This window comes from Vibrio sp. M60_M70 (genome assembly GCF_037162085.1).
GTDB classification, from domain to species: Bacteria; Pseudomonadota; Gammaproteobacteria; order Enterobacterales; family Vibrionaceae; genus Vibrio; species Vibrio diabolicus.
In genome coordinates this window covers 1,268,386-1,286,964 of record NZ_JARLUL010000001.1, presented here as the reverse complement: position 1 = coordinate 1,286,964, position 18,579 = coordinate 1,268,386, and the positions used below count along the sequence as shown (strand labels likewise).

Genomic DNA, 18,579 nt, shown 5'->3' with positions numbered 1-18,579 from the left:
TAATGCACTAGAACTTAGGCTAGAATCTCGGGCTCAACACAACACAGTAAAGGAAAGTAGCATGATCACCCTTCACACTAATTTTGGTGACATCAAGATTCAACTAAACGAAGAGAAAGCGCCAGAGACTAGCGCAAACTTCCTTCAGTACTGCCGCGATGGCTTTTACGACAACACTCTTTTCCACCGTGTTATTGACGGTTTCATGATCCAAGGTGGTGGCATGGAACCTGGTCTACGTGAAAAAGCATCACGTGCACCTATCAAGAACGAAGCAAACAACGGCCTAAGCAACAAAGTGGGTACACTTGCTATGGCGCGTACTATGGAGCCGCATTCAGCAAGCTCTCAGTTCTTTATCAACGTAAACAACAACACATTCCTAGATTTCCGTAGCGAAAGCCTAGATGGTTGGGGTTACTGTGTATTCGGTGAAGTTGTAGAAGGCATGGACATCGTAAATAAGATCAAAGGCGTTAGCACTGGTTCTTACGGCATGCACCAAGACGTACCTCTAGAGGACGTAGTAATCACTGGTACAACAATTGAAGAATAATTCGTAAGAATTATTTCTAAGAGATAAGTTAATGGGGAGGCATCGCTTCCCCTTATTTCTATGACAACATTATTTATTTCCGATCTTCACCTCACCCCATCGCGTCCGGATATTACGGAATGTTTTGTGACGTTCATGCGAACAGAAGCAACGAAAGCCGATGCACTTTATGTATTAGGCGATCTGTTCGAGTTTTGGGTTGGAGACGATGACAAAACTCCTTTTGCCAATCAAATCCGTACAGAGTTCCAGCAACTAACAAAGACTGGCGTTCCTGTTTATTTCATTCAGGGCAATCGCGACTTCCTATTGGGAAAACGCTTCTGTAAAGAGACAGGCATTACATTACTGGAAGAAGTTAGCCTCATAGACCTTTATGGTACTAAAGCGGTTATTCTCCACGGTGACACCCTGTGTACTGACGACATTGATTATCAAAAATTCCGTAAGACTGTTCATCAACCTTGGTTGCAATGGCTGTTTAATCACATTCCTTGGTTTATTAAGAAGAAAATTGTCTCAAAAGTTCAATCCGATATTCGTGATGATAAAATGAGCAAGCCTTTGGACATCATGGACGTCAATCAAAATGAAGTCGAGAAAGTGATGTCTCAGAATTGCGTCAACTTAATGATTCATGGTCACACTCATCGCCCGAATACACATTTTTTTGACGTCGATGGCGTTAAAAAGACCCGGATAGTTTTAGGGGATTGGTATACGCAAGGCTCAGTTTTACAAGTAAATTCTGATGGCTTTGACCTACAAACGAGACCATTCAAACAGAATTTGCGTTAAGCATGTAGAGCGTGTAGAAGATTCACGCTCAAGTCGTAGATATTTTGTAAAAAATCGCTATTATCATAATACTAAGTTAAACAGAACGAAGTACCTAATTGAAGTATTCTTACGTAGCTCGCCAACCGATTCTGGATAGAGAAAAACGAACCATAGGTTACGAACTTCTCTTTCGAGACGGTCCTAAAAATACCTTCCCTGAAGTAGAACCAGAGCTGGCTACTAGTCGACTGCTATCCGATCATTTTTTGTCGACGCATTACAACACATTAGGGAACAAACTTGGCTTTGTTAACTTTCCGCATCAAAGCTTGGTGAATCTGGTCCCAACTCTGTTTCCCAAAGAGTCTCTCGTCATTGAAGTCCTTGAAGATTGTGAACCGACAGAGGAGCTGCTAGAAGCCATCAAGCACCTGCATGAGTGCGGATACAAAATTGCTTTAGATGATTTTGTGCCGACGAAGGCTTGGAAACGTTTTCTTCCATATGTTTCCATGATCAAGTTTGACATTCGACTCGTACCGATCAAGAAAGCCGCTATTTTTATTCAGGCATTAAGCCCATTTAAAATCGACTTTCTTGCTGAAAAAGTTGAGACCTATGAAGAATTTGAGCAAGCTTTAGAAGCAGGTTTTAACTACTTTCAGGGATATTTTTTCAGCAAGCCTGAGATGATCCAGAAAAAACGTTTGAATCCCGCATTTCTGACAGTCATCCAGCTGTGTAAAGAGATTGCTGATAAGCCTATCGATTTCAATGAAGTGGAACGTCTGTTTTCGATTGATGTGACGCTATCATACAAGCTGCTTACTTACGTTAATTCAGGCTATACATTAACGACCAAGATTAAGTCGTTCAGACAAGCGCTTATTTATCTGGGTGAAGAGCGACTACGACGCTTTATTTCCTTAGTTGCCATTGCGTCCGTTCAAGAAGATAAACCAGATTCTCTTTACTCCTTGGCGATTCAGCGTGCAAGAATGTGTGAACTGTTACTTAGTCAAATGAACACTAGGTATGACCCTGGGCAGGCTTTTTTGACAGGCATGTTTTCTTTACTCGGATCTTTGCTCGATCAACCGCTCTCGGATGTCATTGAAGATATCCCCGTTGACGAAGATATAAAACTCGCATTAACCAGTCGAAAAGGCGTACTTGGCCACTTACTTTCAATGACGATCGCCTACGAACAAGCAGACTGGGAATTAGCTGAGCGGTATTGCACCGTTCTTAAATTAACCGAGCCTCAATTAGCAGACGCTTTTAATCAATCTACCGAGTGGGCTCAAGAACTGCTGTCTCAAACGCCCTAAATCGCTATAATGCCCCAAAGAATACTGCAGCCTCACTTATGTGAGGTTGTTTGTTTTTACCGCTTAATTAATCGAGATTTCATTTTATGGCTTCTTCTTGTCCTTGCGGCTCTAACCGCACCTACCAACAGTGTTGTGAAATTGCCCACAATAACCATGCTGACGTTACCACTCCGGAGCAGTTAATGCGCTCTCGTTACAGTGCGCATGTGTTAGGTCTAGTAGATTACGTGGTGAACACGTACCACCCAAGCTGTAATGCAGAAGAACAACGAGAAGGCATTGCCCAATCTATCGACAGCGATTGGTGCAAACTTGAAGTATTAAAAACAGAAGCTGGCAGTAATGACAATGAAGGCTTTGTCGAGTTTAGCGCTTATTTTGATGAAGACGGCAAACGCTACTGTATGACAGAACTTTCTCGCTTCGTAAAAGAAAATGGGCTTTGGTACTACATTGACGGCACATTTCCTGAAGAAGAGCCAGAAGAAGAACCAGAACAGGATCCACGATTGAGCCAGCCAGTTAGTAGCCTAAAGCTAGGTCGTAACGATCCGTGTATCTGCGGAAGCGGTAAGAAGTTTAAGAAGTGTTGTGGGTAAAGGCATCCACGCTTAGCTTATTGAGCTCGCTTTAATGAGATTTATGATCTCACCTAAGCTCGTCGGAATAACGTGAATATGTACTTTCGTTTGAAATAGATAACGCGACTTCAAATACCATTAGAAAATATACCGTCATTCTGAACAGCGAGGGACGAGCGTGATTCAGAATCTAATCGCCACCAGCACTGTTGCCGGTTTTTACCCCCGAATCAAGAACACTAAATTAAAAAAAGCCCCTAGACTCGAGAGCATAGGGGCTTTCACTTATCTATAAGCAAGTTTACTTATGACGTTCTTTCAACTTGTTCACTACGTCATTCATCGATAAGCCTTGGTCTTGAAGCAATACCATTAAGTGGTAAATCAAGTCTGCTGATTCACACACTAACTCCGCCTTATCGCCCGACGTCGCCGCAAGCGCGACTTCAACGCCTTCTTCGCCCACTTTTTGCGAAATACGCTTGGTGCCACGGGCATAAAGACTGGCAGTATAAGAGGAATCTGGGTCGGCACTCTTGCGGGCAGCCAATAGCTGCTCAAGTTGATGAAGCCACACCATTTGTGACTCCTCTTGAGGGTCCACATCCCAGCAAGTTGTGCTACCCAAGTGGCACGTAGGACCAATGGGATTCACTTTTACCAGTAGCGTATCGTTGTCGCAATCTAGCTGCATGTTCACTAGTTGCAATACGTTGCCGGAGGTCTCCCCTTCGTCCAAAGACGCTGCTTGGTACGAGAGAAAAACGTCACTTGACCTGTTTCGCCCGTTTTTGCCAACGCATCTTGGTTCATGTAACCCATCATCAGCACTTGGCTTGATTGGAAGTCTTGTACGATGGCAGGTACCAGACCATCCACCTTTTCCCAGTTGATTCGCTCAGCTAGCGAACTTACTTCGGCGGCTTTCACACTCATAGTCGTACCTCAATGCCTTGTTGTTTCAAATACAGCTTTAATTCACCGATATTGATGACTTGTTTGTGGAATACCGACGCGGCAAGCGCGCCATCCACATTTGCTTTTTGGTATGCTTCCGCAAAGTGCTCCATAGCACCTGCACCACCCGATGCAATCAATGGCACGTTACACACTTCACGCACCATATTAAGTTGTTCAATATCGTAGCCGTTACGCACACCGTCTTGGTTCATCATGTTCAGTACGATTTCACCAGCGCCGCGTTTTTGTACTTCTTGCACCCAATCACGCGTTTCCCATTGGGTTGCTTTGGTGCGTTCTTCATCGCCAGTAAACTGGTAAACCTGATACTTACCTGTCTCTTTGTCGTAGTATGAATCGATACCAACGACGATACATTGCACACCAAACTTATCAGCAAGGTCAGTAATCAGTTGCGGGTTCGCCAATGCAGGTGAGTTGATAGACACCTTATCTGCACCAAACTCAAGAATGCGCGCTGCGTCTTCTGCTGATTTAATTCCACCAGCCACACAGAAAGGAATATCAATCACTTCAGCAACGCGAGCGACCCAACTTTTATCGACGACACGACCATCACTTGAAGCAGTAATATCGTAGAACACAAGCTCGTCAGCGCCTTCTTCTGCATAACGCTGCGCCAGAGGAACGATGTCGCCAATGATCTCGTGGTTACGGAACTGGACGCCCTTCACCACTTGTCCATCACGAACATCAAGACATGGAATTATTCGCTTTGCCAGCATGCAAATGCCTCCTCTGCTGTGAACTTACCATCTAATAGTGCACGACCGACAATCACGCCAGCCACACCGCTGCCTTTTAGCGCTTCGATATCCGCTAATGAGCCGATGCCACCTGAAGATTGGAACTGCACTTGTGGGTACTGTTTACATAGGTCGACGTAAAGCTCAACGTTTGAACCTACTAACGTACCGTCACGAGAAATGTCCGTGCAAAGCACGTGTTGTAGACCTACCGTCAGGTAATCGTTGATTAGAGCTTCGATAGTCACGCCTGAATCTTCTTGCCAACCAGAGATCGCCACTTTACGCGTGCCGTCTTGGTCGATGTTGATGTCTAGCGCGAGAACGATTTTCTCTGCGCCGTATTTTTCCATCCAACCTTTCACAAGCTCTGGCTGTTTTACTGCTGTAGAGCCAACGACAACACGCTGAGCACCAGCTTCTAACAGATCAATCACGTCTTGCTCTGTACGCACACCACCACCGATTTGGATGTTCGCTGGCGTGCTTGCTAGTAGCTTTGCAATCAAAGCAAGCTGGCGTGCTGTCGTGTCTTTCGCGCCAGTTAAATCCACCAAGTGCAGCCAGTTAGCACCGGCTTGGTGGTACAAGTTGAACTGCTCTGCTGGGTCGACTTTGTACTCGGTTACTTGGCCGTAATCACCTTGATAAAGGCGAACCACCTGTCCTTCAATTAAATCAAGAGCTGGAATAATCACACTAAATCCCTTTTATAATTCTAAGAAGTTTTGAATAAGCTTCGCGCCCGCTTTTGAAGAACGCTCAGGGTGGAACTGCACACCGTAGTAGTTGCCGCTTTGAACCGCAGCAGTGAATGGATTTCCGTAATCACATTCAGCAATGGTGTAGTCTCCAACTGGCATCGCAAAGCTGTGCACAAAATAGAAGTACTCACCCTCTTCAATACCTTTGAATAACGGATTGCCTGCTTTTGCAGAAACGGTATTCCACCCCATGTGCGGCAGTGGCAAATCGCCGGTTTGAAGCAGCTTCACTTCGCCATCACAAAGTCCAAGACACTCAACTAACTCGTCTGCTTTCTGGCCTTTTTCTTGAGACACTTTGCCAAGCAATTGCATGCCTAAACAGATACCTAGCAGTGGCTTTTCTACCTGTTTTACCAAGCTGATAAGGTCTCGCTCTTCTAGGTTCTTCATCGCTTCACTGGCGGTTCCCACGCCCGGTAGAAATAGCTTGTCAGCCGCCAATACAACTTGTGGATCTTTTGAAATCGTTACGTCATAACCTAGGCGTTCAATAGCAAACTTCACCGAAGAGACGTTGGCACAGCCAGTATCGATAATGACAACTTTCTGTTCTGTCACTGTTTTTCTCCTTGCTAAGGTTAGCCTTAAAGTACGCCTTTACTACTTGGTAGCTCAGTGCCTTCTACTTTGATTGCTTGGCGCAGAGTGCGACCAAACGCTTTAAATAGGCTCTCAATAATGTGGTGATCATTGTTGCCCGCAGAAGAAAGGTGCAGTGTACACGCTAGTGTGTCAGTTAAAGAACGGAAGAAGTGAACCACCATCTCTGTTGAAAGGTCCCCCACTTGCTCACGACTAAACTGCGCGTCGAACTTAAGGTAAGGACGACCAGATAGATCTAGTGCACATTGTGCCAAGCACTCATCCATTGGCAGGCTAAAGCCAAAGCGACCAATACCACGTTTGTCACCCAGTGCTTCTTTCAATGCTTGACCCAACGCAAGAGCGGTATCTTCGACCGTGTGGTGATCATCAATGTGTAGATCACCTTCTACTTTGCACACCATCTGGAATCCACCGTGCGTCGCAATTTGATCCAACATGTGGTCGAAGAAACCAAGACCCGTTGAGATATCGTTACCGCCTTGCTCATCAAGATTAACCGCAACTTTGATGTCCGTTTCTTTCGTGGTACGAATAACTTCAGCAACACGAGCTTTCACCGTCAGATCTTTCAGGATCTGTTTCCAACCCATGGTTTCTGGGTTGTATTGAATACCACGAATTGCCATGTTTTCTGCAAGTTGAAGATCGGTTTGACGATCGCCAATCACGACAGAGTTTTGGAAATCAACTTTGCCACCTTGAAGGTACTCTTTCACCATGCCTAGCTTAGGCTTACGGCAAGAGCAGTTATCTTCTTCAAAGTGAGGACAAATCAACACGTCATCGAACTTCACACCTTGAGACTCGAAGATCTCCATCATCATGTTGTGCGGTGCATCAAAATCAGCTTGTGGGTAGCTGTCAGTACCCAAACCATCTTGGTTAGTGACCATCACTAGACGGTATCCAGCATCCTGCAACGACAACAGGCTTGGGATAACAAATGGCTCTAGTTTTAACTTATCCAAGCGGTCAACTTGGAAATCAATCGGTGGCTCAACAATCAGCGTGCCATCTCGGTCGATAAATAGGATTTTTTGTTGCTTGCTCACTCGAACTTCCTTATTACTAATCTTGTTTCGTTCTCGGCATAAACCGAGAACGTTGAGATTCTATTTATGAATAGTAGTTTCTAATGAAACCCAGTGTTTTTTCACACTCGTCGCGGTTACCAACACTGATACGCACGCAGTTCTCAATTGGCGAGTTACGCAGGATAATGCCCGTATCCCAAGCTGCTTTGAAAAGAGCATCGCCATCTGGGAATTTCACCAATAAGTAGTTACCCCACCCTTCAAAAACCTCCAGACCCGGAATCATCGACAAACCAACTTGTAAGTAAGCTCGGTTTGCGTTCAAGTCGAGAACTTGGAACTTCGCTCGCGCTAATCCTGCTTCTGAGAGCGCTTGAGTAGCAATTTCTGCAACTGGCACCGGTACTGGGTAAGGTGCGATAACTTTAAGAAGTACATTAATCAGCTCTTCGTTCGCAAGCGTAAATCCACAACGCAGACCTGCAAGCGCGAATGCTTTCGACAGAGTACGCAGAATCGCTAGATTTGGATATTCTGCCAGTAAATCTACTGTTGACGCTTCTGGACAAAAATCGATGTACGCTTCGTCCATGACCACGATTGCGCGGTCTTTTGTCATCTCAAGCAGAGAGACAATATCGTCACGCTTAACTAAGTTACCCGTTGGGTTGTTTGGCGAGCATACGAAAACCAGTTTCACGTTATCCAGGCTCGCTTCGATACCTGCGAGGTCTAGTTGCCAATCTGACGTTAGCGGCACCGTTTTGCGCTCTACACCGATGGTTTCTGCACTGATGGCGTACATACCGTAAGTCGGTGGGCAGTATAAAATCGCGTCTTCACCCGGTTCACAGAAAGCACGAATCAATAACTCAATACCTTCATCTGCACCGCGAGAAGTCAGCGTTTGTTCTGGCTTCACTCCAGCATACGCGGCGTAAGCAGAAATCAGTTCTTTCGGCTGGCATTCGCTGTAACGATTAAGACGAGCAAAGTCTGTTTTGTATTCATTGTTGAATGGCGATTCGTTGGCGTTCAGCCATACGTCACCTGTACCACCAATTCGGCGAGCCGAAAGATAAGGTGTTAGTTGTTGGACTTGTTTACGCGCTAGCTTTTCCATCTCTTTACTCTCTTATTCTTACTTACTTGCTAATTTTTCTACACGGATAGTAACAGCACGTTTGTGGGCGTCCAGACCTTCTGCTTCAGCCATGGTGACAACCGTTGGCGCAAGATTTTTAAGACCGTCAGCTGAAAGCTCTTGAACCGTCATTCGTTTAGAAAAATCAGCCAAACCTAAGCTTGAATATGTCCGTGTGTAACCGTAAGTAGGAAGAACGTGGTTAGTGCCCGATGCGTAATCACCTGCAGATTCAGGCGACCAATCCCCAAGGAAGATCGAACCTGCGTTGTCTAATAGAGGCAGAAGCTCGCGTGGGTTCTTAGTCTGAACAATTAAGTGCTCAGGGCCATAATAATTAGAAATAGAGATCGCTTGGGTGATCGATTCAGCAATAATGATTAAACTCGATGCGAGCGCTTTTTCTGCAATCTCTGAACGAGACAACTCTTTCAATTGACGACGAACGGCATCTGTCACCTGATCTGCAATAATGGCTGATGGCGTCACAAGTACAACTTGAGAGTCAGGTCCATGCTCTGCCTGACTTAGAAGGTCCGCCGCAATAAAATCTGGGTCCGCTGTTTCATCCGCAATCACAAGAACTTCCGAAGGACCCGCTGGCATATCAATCGCTGCGCCACGGAAATCATTGCTCACCTGACGCTTTGCTTCCGTCACGTAAGCGTTACCCGGGCCAAAAATCTTATCAACTTTTGATACGGTCTCTGTACCATATGCCATTGCAGCAACAGCTTGACCACCACCGACGTTGTACACTTCATCAATGCCACACAATTTTGCTACGTAAAGGATCTCGTCAGCGATTGGAGGCGGAGAGCAAAGCACAACTTTACGACAGCCAGCAATTTTCGCAGGCACGCCAAGCATCAAAACCGTCGATGGCAATGGCGCGCTACCACCAGGAATGTACAAACCCACTTTTTGAATTGGACGTGTTACCTGTTCACAAAGCACACCCGGTTGAGTTTCGACTTTAATTGGCTGTGGCTTTTGCGCTTTGTGGAATTTAGAAATATTGGCATAAGCTTGCTCTAATGCGTTTTTCATTGATTCAGACAAGCGCTCTGAAGCGGCTTTAATTTCCTGAGAAGAAACACGAATGGACTCAGGTTTAACGCGATCAAACTTTTCTGTCAGCTCGTTGAGAGCAGAGTCGCCTTCATTTCGAACTTTAGCGATAACCTCAGACACTGCTGCAGTGATATTTGCACTTTCTGCAATAGCAGGACGTTCTAAGATCGAATCTTGCTGCTCTTCACTTAAAGATTGCCAAACGACTGTTCTCATGATGTTTACTCCATCATTTTTTCAATTGGTAGCACTAGGATTGAGCTAGCGCCTAACTCTTTTAGCTGTTCCATGGTTTCCCAGAACAGGTTTTCAGAACTCACTAAGTGAACAGCCATTTTCTGCTTATCTGCAGAAAGAGGAAGAACCGTAGGATCCTCAGCACCAGGAAGTAGTGCTTTGATTTGATCGAGCTTTTCAGCTGGTGCGTGAAGCATGATGTACTTAGACTCTTTCGCTTGTTGTACGCCTTGCATGCGAGTCAGTAGTTTTTCAATCAGTGCTGTTTTGTCTGCATCAAACTCACCGATACGTTGAATCAGCGTCGCTTTAGATTTAAAGATCACTTCCGCTTCTTTTAAGCCATTCGCTTCTAACGTTGCGCCAGTCGATACCAAATCAGCAATAGCGTCAGCTAGACCTGCGCGAGGTGCAACTTCTACAGAGCCAGTTAGCATACATGTGGAGAATGGAACGCCTGCTTCATCCATGTAAGCTTTTAGGAGTTGAGGGTAAGTTGTGGCAATACGCTTACCGGCTAAGTCTTGTGGACCGTTGTACTCTTCATCCTTGTCGATAGCGATAGACAAGCGACAACCGCCAAAGTCAAGTCGACGAAGTTGTACAAACTCACATGGTTCACCCAGAGCTTTACGATCTAGACGAACTTCTTCCAATTCATTTTCACCAATGAAACCTAAGTCAACAACACCATCCATGATCAAGCCAGGGATGTCATCGTCACGAACCAAAAGCAAATCAATTGGCATGTTCTCCGAGTGAACCACTAAACGCTCACCCATTACATTAAATTTTACGCCGCACTGTTTTAGCAGAGCTTGGCTCTCTTTGCTAAGGCGACCTTTTTTCTGAATTGCGATTCTTAAGCGTTGTGTTTGCATTGCTTTTTCCCTGTGCAAGATTTTGATATCTAAGTAATTTTTGAATTAATAAAACTAAAAAACCCTCGAGAGATTGGAGTCTCCCGAGGGTTTAAAATCTACTTTTACTTTGATTTCACCTCCGGGAGTTTCCTGCCTCCCGGGTATGCGTACATCGCCCGAAAGACTAGATTGGGTGATGATGGTGATGAATGTTCATTACAAAATTACGCATACTTATTTAAGGCTCTATTGAGTTGCTTCGTTAGTAACCACACTAACCAAGGATTCTATATTTTTCAATACTGAATTTAACATTTTCTAGATGTTTTTTATAATCACTTGATTTTAAAGGATTTAAATTTAATTTCAGTTGAGTATCAGGGTAGAAATTAGGTTTCTATTCAACCCTATTCTTAAAGAAAAAGAAGAATAGTATGAATTTTCATCAAAACAACTATTTAGATCTCACCGCCCTTAGTAATTGACATCATTCTCAATAAAGAGACATCCACTCACGTTTGAGACGACTCATTCAAAACTATTATTTGAGTGGGGCAAAAAATAGTGATTAACCATGAAACTGCGTAACGGTAGTAACAAACAAGCTGTGGATTTCAGCGATACAACACTATACCCATTAATCGGCAATAGTGCATGTATCCAAGAACTTCGCACGGCAATCCAAAAGTACGCTCAATGTGATGCTGAAGTACTCATTCAGGGTGAAACAGGGGTGGGCAAAGGTCTCTGTGCTCGTCTTATTCATCAGTTGTCGAACAGACACTCGGCACCTTTTGTTGAAGTTAACTGCGGCGCAATTCCAAGTGGTCTTATTGCGTCCGAACTTTTCGGTCACGAAAAAGGAGCATTTACAGGAGCGATTTCAGATCGTATCGGTTTTATTCAAAAAGCGCATAAAGGTACCCTATTCCTAGATGAGATTGGTGATATGCCGCCGGATCTACAAATCCACCTTCTGCACTTTTTAGAGAGTAAGCAAATCCATAAAGTCGGCGCTGATAAATTCATTGACGTCGACTGTAGAGTCATTGCTGCGAGCCACGTGGATTTGAAAAATGAGGTTGTACAAGGTGGATTCCGTGAAGATTTATTCTATCGGCTTAATATCTTGCCATTAACTATTCCTCCACTGAGAAAGCGTGGGAAAGATATCCTTATGTTATCAGAACACTTCTTGACAGATTTGTCTCATGGTCAGGTACAAAAAATGTCGGATAAAGTGAAAGCCAAGCTCCTCAAGCATCGTTGGCCAGGTAACGTAAGAGAACTGCGAAATGTAATTCAACGAGCGATTGTCATGTGTGAAGATCACACGCTTCTCGTCGCTGACTTGGGCCTTGATAATAATGAAAGGCAATTACTCCCTTCAGTGGACCAAATTGATCTTGACTACCTACTGCAAGCTATCGAAGAAAATAAGCACAATATGAGTGCGGCTGCACGTCATCTTGGTATTTCAAGAACAACGCTTTATCGTCTAATAAAGAAATACAACTTAAATGTTTAGTTGCTGTACAGGTGTAACGTGACACTGTGTAACAGACAACTCATCATATATCATTTACTTAGCCCCTCATCATAAATCTCTTGACATTACCGCCTTTAAAATCAACAGCTTAAACTAGGCATAGTCTTTGCTTAGAGCTAAGAAGAAGTCGGTTGATAGATTTTCTATCACAGCACAGAAAGGAGTGCTCAGAACACAAATAGCTCGCTTTTAACACGAAACGATTATCCCCAAAAACGCGATTGCCCCCTCACCTAAATCGCGTTAAAAAAAAGCTCCGCTAAATTTAGCGGAGCTTCCTCTTTATTAAATTAAAAATACTGAGCTGTACTAGACATTTTGGCACGATGCCATTTTAGACTTCGACAACCAAGAAAGTGCTCCACATACAATAATAAATGTGATTGATGCAGCAATGAATGAGAATGCAATTGACGCAGTCATCCCCAAAGTAATGAAGCCAACACAGGAAACTAGCGCCACGGACAATGCATAAGGCAACTGGGTCGATACGTGATCAATATGATTACAACGTGCACCAGTCGACGACAGAATAGTGGTATCGGAGATAGGTGAACAATGGTCACCAAAAACGGCACCGGCTAAAACTGCACTTAGCATTGGGAGCATTAGCGCAAGATCGGTTGCACCAGCCATATCACCCGCGATTGGAAGCATAATGCCGAACGTACCCCAAGAAGTACCTGTTGAAAATGCCATTAGACCAGACAACAAGAATAGGATAACCGGTAGCCAATGTGGATTGATATTGCCCTGAGCCATTGTAGAAAGGTAAGAACCCGTCTTCATATCACCGATAACCGAACCGATAGTCCAGGCAAATACTAGGATTAGAATCGCGCCAAACATAGACTTAGCACCAATCCATAGTGTGCGTGCAATTTCACCCATTGGAAGACCTTGCTTCACAACAGTAAATAATGCGACAGCTAAGCCAAGCAAGCTACCGTAGATTAGTGATGTGCCTACATCTGTATTTTCAAACGCACCTAGAAGCGCAAACTCTTTGCCGTCAGCAGCCAATGCTTGGCCACCCGTGTAAAGCATAGAAGCGATAGTCGCAATAATCAGCGTCACGATAGGAAGTACCAAGTCTGACACTTTACCCTTTTCGCTTTCACGGATATCTAGCTCTTCGTTTAGATCATGCGCTTCTTGCGAGTCGTTTTCTTTGTCTTTATCAAAGCCGCGGCCTTGAGATGCAGAGATTTCATGCTCACGCATCTTACCGATATCGAGGCCAAACCACGCCACAGCAAACACCATAAGCAGTGCAAAAACTGCGTAGAAGTTCATTGGAATAAGACGAACGTACGCGCCAAGAGCCGAATACTCAGTGATCCCATGTGAGACTAAGATACCGCCGATAATCGTAATAATGTAAGCACCCCAGCTAGAAGCAGGCATGATCACACACATTGGTGCAGCAGTTGAGTCTAGAATGTACGCAAGCTTCGCGCGAGACACATAAAAACGGTCGGTTACTGGACGAGAAATGGCACCAACAGCAAGACTGTTAAAGTAATCGTCGACAAAAATGAATACGCCTAAAAAGGCAGCAAGAAGTTTGGAGCCGCGTTTACTCTTCACTCGAGATTGTGCCCATTCGGCAAATGCACGAGTACCACCAGATAGCGTTAATAATGCAGTTGTCATACCTAATAAGATTAGGAAACCAACAATGCTCATGTTCCAAGTGTTAATTCCGCCATCTTCAATAAAGACAGAAGAAACTTGAGAACTCACGTAACTAACGGTATCACCGATAGACCAGCTATTAAGTAGAACCGCACCCAGCACGATACCTACACCTAAGGAAACTAATACACGTCGAGTCAGAATCGCCAAAGTCAAAGCGACAATAGGTGGCAATAATGAAACAGGAGAACTAGAAAAATCTATTAAATTCATGATCTTCAAAAACCAAAGTTTGGCTAGAGATCTACTGCAGACAAGTCACGTAGCATACGATACGTGCTCATGTTGAACTTAGCGACAGGGAAGCGAACACTCCACCCAACCCTACAGTAGCGCTCCATAGTTTAATGTGAATATATACTATGGCAGTGTTGTTCCTTTCAGATACAACCCCAGCAAGTAACTTTGATGAGTTACTTACTTCGGCAATCTTCGCCTTCCACTATTATTCATTGGCATCACCCCAATAATAGCTACTCTTCGAGACCGCGCCTCTACGGCAACAACAAACAATTAACCACTAACTGTACAAATTAACAACAAATTGTCTGCAATATTGCATCAGGTAGCAGCCATTGTACTTATGATGAGAGTCAATGCAACACATCAAACTAAATTAAACAAATAAATAATGACTGAGATAATTTATAAACCTTGTCTACTTCAAGTTAGTTTTGTGCAACTGAAATCACATCAATTTTGTTATTTATGAAACATTATTACTACCTTAAAAATATCATGGTTTATCTTGTATCAATAAATTAAGGATATATGACACTCCATCAAAGATGGACGCTTCATATTTTTAAGTAATAACTCAACTTTTTTTATAAAAACCAAGCTGGCTCTATCTCTATACAATAACGAGTGTTGATTTCAATTCTCATCTAATAAGATTTATTTCGAGTGTAATAATATTTATTGCTTTAAAAAAATAGCTAAATTTAAACAAAATCTTGATTTAGTATTTGCACATAAGGAAAAGATAAAGTTAAATATAAGGACTCTTTGTTTATTTATAGATTGGCATTATTTAATCGTAACGATAAAAAGTGCCCAACACATTAACCTTTTAATAGGAATCGTTATGTCAGAGCTGACTAAAACCCTTCTAAATATCCGTAGCCTTCGTGCATTTTCTCGTGAGCTGACTCTAGAACAATTGGAAGAAGCTCTAGATAAACTAACTACTGTCGTAGAAGAGCGTCGTGAAGCAGAAGAAGCAGAACGTGCAGCACAAGCTGAGCAAGAAGCTAAGCTAGCAGAGATCGCAGAGAAAATTGCTCAAGACGGTATTGACGTAGAAGCGCTTATTACTGCGCTATCTGGCGAAACTAAGACGAAAGGCAAAGCGAAGCGTGCACCTCGTCCAGCTAAATACAAATACACAGACTCAAACGGTAATGAGAAGACTTGGACAGGCCAAGGTCGTACACCTTCTGCAATTCAAGAGCAACTTGATGCAGGTAAATCTCTGGATGATTTCCTGATCTAAATCCGCGCTATTTTTAAAAGGCTCCCAATGGGAGCCTTTTTTATTTGGTTCATTACAAATAAAAAAGGCGCATTTTTTAATGCGCCTTTTACTTTAGTTATAGAATGGTTAATTAAACTACTGTGTATTAACGTTCCCAGTATGCTTCTTCTAGGCTATCTTCTCGCTCAGGAAGCCCACGTGACAAACGTGGAGAATGTTGCACGAGAACTTCGTAGCTCGCACGGTTTGCGTATTTACATACTTGAGAAAAAGAAGAGTAAGTTAAATATTCGTTACTGTGCTTGCTTGAATTAGGCACATTTTCTTTATGGTATTTGTTTGCCGCCATATCATGAAGAACAGCAGATAACGCAGCATCACCTGCACCATTGGTATTCTTGATTTTTTCTGGACCACCCATATATGGCGAGATATGTGAGTACACTTTTATTGGTGTTTCACATGTATCTTTTTTCGCCGGACGACTAAATTCATAGCGATTAAATTCAGCGATTGACCCCGGAAGTAATGGCAAAGAAGTTTCGCGCTTCGCGCTATCTTCCGTATAACCTGCCATAAATAGGCCTACAGGCCCCGCGGTGCACAATACTAGATCTGCCCACTCCAGTGTTTTATCAGATGCAGCAAGTGGGTCTGACTCACCCGTCAGAGCTTCTGCTTCATCTTCATTCATCGCAACGACTGAAACGTTATCTCGAATGAATTCTTGCCAATATTTCGGGTCATCTTGAATAACGAACTTCGTCCCAAGAGTCAGAACAACAGGTACATCATTCTTTTTCGCGTACTCAATCGCTTTCATTGTTGCTTCAGGCATTGGGTCGCCTTCTTTACAACGTACTAAATATGACGTTAGTACAAGCGCCGATGCATTTTTAAAGATTTTTTCTGGAATGCTATCAGGATGCAGTTGGTTCATTTGCCCTTCACTGATCGCAAAAGTACGTTCACCATCTTCTGTAATAAGAGCGAAACAACGACCGATAGCGCCATCAACACCTTGTAGATAGTTCAAGTCCATGCGGCTTGATGTATTACAAAGGTAACGGTAGCCATAACTACCAATTTTGATATCCTGACTCATCACTCCAAGCAGCGTAGAGCGATCATCTGCTAGCACAGAGTAGTTGTGTAGCGTGTTACCAATTGTGCCACCCGCATACTCATTGGTAATTAAGTTCTCTTCTTTAAGTTGCTGGTACAACTCTTCTGCTCTTTCGTCATCAATAACCAAAGAGTGACCTTTACTCAGACCGTACTTTTCAATCACATCCGTTGTAACTTTAGCTTCAATATCAACCAAAGTTTGGTCAATACCAATGATGTGAGTGCGCGTCATCTTCTTGCTTTCTTGTGCTTGGCTCACCAGCGGGTCACGAGCATGAACAGGAAAATAGTGCTTCGATTTGCGTTGTCCAGGAAATTTCATATTGTCAGTCTGAGTAAGGGGATGAAAAGGAGAACGGATTCTATACCGCTAATAATAAAGCGGCAATAAAAGCAATTATAGCAAACGTTTGCTAGCCACTTTTTTCTTCTAGACTCCTTATTCACCTTCCATAAAACTTAGATCTGGCAGTTGCTCAAGGTGCTCGCAGTAACGCTTTAGGTTGAACTCACCTTCATTTTTCATCACATCGAAAATTTCAATCGACATGGCACATGCCATCATTGCAACCGCTTCTTCTCTAGGTGTCCCTGTCATCATTAAGCGCATTAGCGTCTCTTTAACTTTTAATGGATTGCCGTCCTCAAGTTGGTTTTCAACAATTTCAATCAACTCGGCTTCTTGCATAAACTGGTTTTCTTCGGTCATTTGGACTTTCCTCTTGGATTTTTGCCAACTATGCCATATATACCTCTTCTATACTTGCGAAATTGCCCGTTCGAATTTCTGTTGAAGAAAAATGCAGCGAAACGAATTGTGATTTCGATCTCGGATCTGTCACCGGTCTGTGGATTCTGATAGAATCTGCATCCCGTTTATTTAAGTGGTGTTTAGTAATGTCTGATAACAGCCAAAAGAAAGTCATCGTCGGTATGTCCGGCGGCGTTGATTCATCTGTTTCTGCGTATCTTCTCAAGCAACAAGGCTACCAAGTAGAAGGCCTGTTCATGAAGAACTGGGAAGAAGATGACAACGAAGAATATTGTACAGCAGCAGAAGATCTTGCTGATGCTCAGGCAGTATGTGACAAGCTAGGCATTCATCTACACACCATCAACTTTGCTGCCGAATACTGGGATAACGTATTTGAGTACTTCCTTGCTGAATACAAAGCAGGTCGTACACCGAACCCTGACATTCTTTGTAACAAAGAAATCAAGTTCAAAGCGTTCCTAGAATTCGCTGATGAAGTGCTTGATGCTGACTACATTGCAATGGGTCACTACGTACGTCGCTCTTTCCCGGATAACGGTGAGAAACCAGCGATGTTGCGTGGCCTAGATGGCAACAAAGACCAGAGCTACTTTCTTTATACACTAAGCCACGAACAAATTGGCCGTAGTCTCTTCCCTGTTGGTGATTTAGAGAAACCTGAAGTACGCCGTATTGCGGAAGAGCAAGGTTTAGTAACAGCGAAGAAGAAAGACTCGACAGGTATTTGTTTCATCGGTGAGCGTAAATTTACCGACTTTCTAGGTCGTTACCTTCCTGCTCAGCCTGGTAATATCGAAACGCCAGAAGGCGAAGTGATCGGTCAACACCAAGGTTTGATGTACCACACACTAGGTCAGCGTAAAGGTCTACACATCGGTGGCCGTAAAGGCGGCGGTGGTAACGAAGAGCCGTGGTTTGTCGGTGAAAAAGACCTAGAGCGTAACGTGCTAATCGCAGTCCAAGGTAAAGACCACCCGATGCTAAAATCAGAAGGTCTACTTGCGTCACAACTTCACTGGGTAGATCGTGAGCCAATTCGCGATGTTATGAAGTGCACAGTGAAAACTCGTTACCGTCAGGAAGATATTCCTTGTACAATCATCCCGATCGATGATGAAAACATTAAAGTGATCTTTGATGAACCACAAATTGCAGTGACGCCTGGTCAATCAGCAGTGTTTTATAAAGATGACGTATGTCTAGGTGGCGGCATCATCGAGCAACGCATTAAATATTCTCAAGCTTAGGA

17 protein-coding genes, 1 pseudogene, 1 riboswitch and 1 other annotated feature are annotated in these 18,579 nt (G+C 43.6%); of the genes and pseudogenes, 7 read left to right on the top strand and 11 right to left on the bottom strand.

The genetic code is table 11. The annotated features are described in order from the left end of the window. Positions 1 to 61: 61 nt before the first annotated feature. The 4 genes from P4S59_RS06025 (at position 62) to P4S59_RS06010 (ending at position 3,269) form a co-directional block, all read left to right on the top strand. Positions 62 to 556, top strand: coding sequence for a peptidylprolyl isomerase (locus tag P4S59_RS06025; RefSeq protein WP_005390900.1), 495 nt, complete (start codon positions 62 to 64; stop codon positions 554 to 556). A gap of 60 nt (positions 557 to 616) precedes the next feature. After that, positions 617 to 1,354, top strand: a complete 738-nt coding sequence (lpxH, locus tag P4S59_RS06020; RefSeq protein ID WP_337168091.1) for a UDP-2,3-diacylglucosamine diphosphatase — start codon at positions 617 to 619, stop codon at positions 1,352 to 1,354. 98 nt (positions 1,355 to 1,452) lie between these two features. Beyond that, positions 1,453 to 2,667, top strand: a complete 1,215-nt coding sequence (locus tag P4S59_RS06015) for an EAL and HDOD domain-containing protein (protein ID WP_005378158.1) — start codon at positions 1,453 to 1,455, stop codon at positions 2,665 to 2,667. 86 nt (positions 2,668 to 2,753) lie between these two features. Next, positions 2,754 to 3,269, top strand: a complete 516-nt coding sequence (locus P4S59_RS06010; RefSeq protein WP_237311841.1) for a YchJ family protein — start codon at positions 2,754 to 2,756, stop codon at positions 3,267 to 3,269. A gap of 283 nt (positions 3,270 to 3,552) precedes the next feature. Here P4S59_RS06010 and hisIE read toward each other — a convergent pair. From hisIE to hisG, 8 genes and pseudogenes are all read right to left on the bottom strand, one after another. Then, a pseudogene (gene hisIE, locus P4S59_RS06005) lies at positions 3,553 to 4,187 on the bottom strand (bifunctional phosphoribosyl-AMP cyclohydrolase/phosphoribosyl-ATP diphosphatase HisIE). After that, a complete protein-coding gene (gene hisF / locus P4S59_RS06000) occupies positions 4,184 to 4,957 on the bottom strand; it encodes an imidazole glycerol phosphate synthase subunit HisF (RefSeq protein ID WP_054867303.1) in 774 nt (257 codons plus the stop codon). Before hisF ends, hisIE begins: the two are co-directional and overlap by 4 nt. After that, positions 4,939 to 5,676 (bottom strand): 1-(5-phosphoribosyl)-5-[(5-phosphoribosylamino)methylideneamino]imidazole-4-carboxamide isomerase, encoded by a 738-nt coding sequence (gene hisA, locus P4S59_RS05995; RefSeq protein ID WP_054867302.1) that lies wholly within the window; start codon positions 5,674 to 5,676, stop codon positions 4,939 to 4,941. Before hisA ends, hisF begins: the two co-directional genes overlap by 19 nt. 12 nt (positions 5,677 to 5,688) lie before the next feature. Further along, positions 5,689 to 6,303: an imidazole glycerol phosphate synthase subunit HisH gene (hisH, locus tag P4S59_RS05990; protein ID WP_047008596.1), complete on the bottom strand. Its 615-nt coding sequence runs from the start codon at positions 6,301 to 6,303 to the stop codon at positions 5,689 to 5,691. 26 nt (positions 6,304 to 6,329) lie between these two features. Then, positions 6,330 to 7,403, bottom strand: a complete 1,074-nt coding sequence (hisB, locus tag P4S59_RS05985; protein WP_005390875.1) for a bifunctional histidinol-phosphatase/imidazoleglycerol-phosphate dehydratase HisB — start codon at positions 7,401 to 7,403, stop codon at positions 6,330 to 6,332. A gap of 64 nt (positions 7,404 to 7,467) precedes the next feature. Beyond that, on the bottom strand, positions 7,468 to 8,508 hold the full coding sequence (gene hisC, locus P4S59_RS05980) for a histidinol-phosphate transaminase (protein WP_104969274.1): 1,041 nt from the start codon (positions 8,506 to 8,508) through the stop codon (positions 7,468 to 7,470). Positions 8,509 to 8,526: 18 nt separating this feature from the next. After that, on the bottom strand, positions 8,527 to 9,819 hold the full coding sequence (gene hisD, locus P4S59_RS05975; RefSeq protein WP_337168090.1) for a histidinol dehydrogenase: 1,293 nt from the start codon (positions 9,817 to 9,819) through the stop codon (positions 8,527 to 8,529). Between the two features lie 5 nt (positions 9,820 to 9,824). Beyond that, positions 9,825 to 10,721: an ATP phosphoribosyltransferase gene (hisG, locus tag P4S59_RS05970; RefSeq protein WP_005390869.1), complete on the bottom strand. Its 897-nt coding sequence runs from the start codon at positions 10,719 to 10,721 to the stop codon at positions 9,825 to 9,827. Between the two features lie 53 nt (positions 10,722 to 10,774). Then, positions 10,775 to 10,912: a sequence feature (His leader region), on the bottom strand. A gap of 365 nt (positions 10,913 to 11,277) precedes the next feature. Between hisG and P4S59_RS05965 the strand changes: the two genes are divergently transcribed. After that, on the top strand, positions 11,278 to 12,231 hold the full coding sequence (locus tag P4S59_RS05965) for a sigma-54 interaction domain-containing protein (RefSeq protein WP_005390867.1): 954 nt from the start codon (positions 11,278 to 11,280) through the stop codon (positions 12,229 to 12,231). 330 nt (positions 12,232 to 12,561) lie between these two features. Here P4S59_RS05965 and tet(35) read toward each other — a convergent pair whose 3' ends face one another. Beyond that, positions 12,562 to 14,163, bottom strand: a complete 1,602-nt coding sequence (gene tet(35) / locus P4S59_RS05960; protein WP_005390865.1) for a tetracycline efflux Na+/H+ antiporter family transporter Tet(35) — start codon at positions 14,161 to 14,163, stop codon at positions 12,562 to 12,564. A gap of 109 nt (positions 14,164 to 14,272) precedes the next feature. Further along, positions 14,273 to 14,455: riboswitch (Lysine riboswitch) on the bottom strand. Positions 14,456 to 15,037: 582 nt separating this feature from the next. Between tet(35) and P4S59_RS05955 the strand changes: the two genes are divergently transcribed. Continuing rightward, positions 15,038 to 15,445 (top strand): H-NS family histone-like protein, encoded by a 408-nt coding sequence (locus P4S59_RS05955; protein ID WP_005390863.1) that lies wholly within the window; start codon positions 15,038 to 15,040, stop codon positions 15,443 to 15,445. Positions 15,446 to 15,572: 127 nt separating this feature from the next. Here P4S59_RS05955 and P4S59_RS05950 read toward each other — a convergent pair whose 3' ends face one another. Beyond that, positions 15,573 to 16,877: an inosine/guanosine kinase gene (locus tag P4S59_RS05950; RefSeq protein WP_005390861.1), complete on the bottom strand. Its 1,305-nt coding sequence runs from the start codon at positions 16,875 to 16,877 to the stop codon at positions 15,573 to 15,575. Between the two features lie 117 nt (positions 16,878 to 16,994). Then, positions 16,995 to 17,264 carry a hypothetical protein gene (locus P4S59_RS05945; RefSeq protein ID WP_005390859.1) on the bottom strand — a complete coding sequence of 90 codons (270 nt, stop codon included), beginning with the start codon at positions 17,262 to 17,264 and terminating at the stop codon, positions 16,995 to 16,997. 188 nt (positions 17,265 to 17,452) lie between these two features. Here P4S59_RS05945 and mnmA point away from each other — a divergent pair, with 188 nt between their 5' ends. Continuing rightward, positions 17,453 to 18,577, top strand: coding sequence for a tRNA 2-thiouridine(34) synthase MnmA (mnmA, locus tag P4S59_RS05940; protein ID WP_005390857.1), 1,125 nt, complete (start codon positions 17,453 to 17,455; stop codon positions 18,575 to 18,577). Positions 18,578 to 18,579 lie beyond the last annotated feature (2 nt).

Bases quoted from the DNA above. Each gene is read 5' to 3' on its own strand.
- P4S59_RS06025 (WP_005390900.1), top strand. From the start codon at position 62: ATGATCACCCTTCACACTAATTTTGGTGACATCAAGATTCAACTAAAC.
- lpxH (WP_337168091.1), top strand. From the start codon at position 617: ATGACAACATTATTTATTTCCGATCTTCACCTCACCCCATCGCGTCCG.
- P4S59_RS06010 (WP_237311841.1), top strand. From the start codon at position 2,754: ATGGCTTCTTCTTGTCCTTGCGGCTCTAACCGCACCTACCAACAGTGT.
- hisF (WP_054867303.1), bottom strand. From the start codon at position 4,957: ATGCTGGCAAAGCGAATAATTCCATGTCTTGATGTTCGTGATGGACAA.
- hisC (WP_104969274.1), bottom strand. From the start codon at position 8,508: ATGGAAAAGCTAGCGCGTAAACAAGTCCAACAACTAACACCTTATCTT.
- hisD (WP_337168090.1), bottom strand. From the start codon at position 9,819: ATGAGAACAGTCGTTTGGCAATCTTTAAGTGAAGAGCAGCAAGATTCG.
- hisG (WP_005390869.1), bottom strand. From the start codon at position 10,721: ATGCAAACACAACGCTTAAGAATCGCAATTCAGAAAAAAGGTCGCCTT.
- P4S59_RS05965 (WP_005390867.1), top strand. From the start codon at position 11,278: ATGAAACTGCGTAACGGTAGTAACAAACAAGCTGTGGATTTCAGCGAT.
- P4S59_RS05955 (WP_005390863.1), top strand. From the start codon at position 15,038: ATGTCAGAGCTGACTAAAACCCTTCTAAATATCCGTAGCCTTCGTGCA.
- P4S59_RS05950 (WP_005390861.1), bottom strand. From the start codon at position 16,877: ATGAAATTTCCTGGACAACGCAAATCGAAGCACTATTTTCCTGTTCAT.
- P4S59_RS05945 (WP_005390859.1), bottom strand. From the start codon at position 17,264: ATGACCGAAGAAAACCAGTTTATGCAAGAAGCCGAGTTGATTGAAATT.
- mnmA (WP_005390857.1), top strand. From the start codon at position 17,453: ATGTCTGATAACAGCCAAAAGAAAGTCATCGTCGGTATGTCCGGCGGC.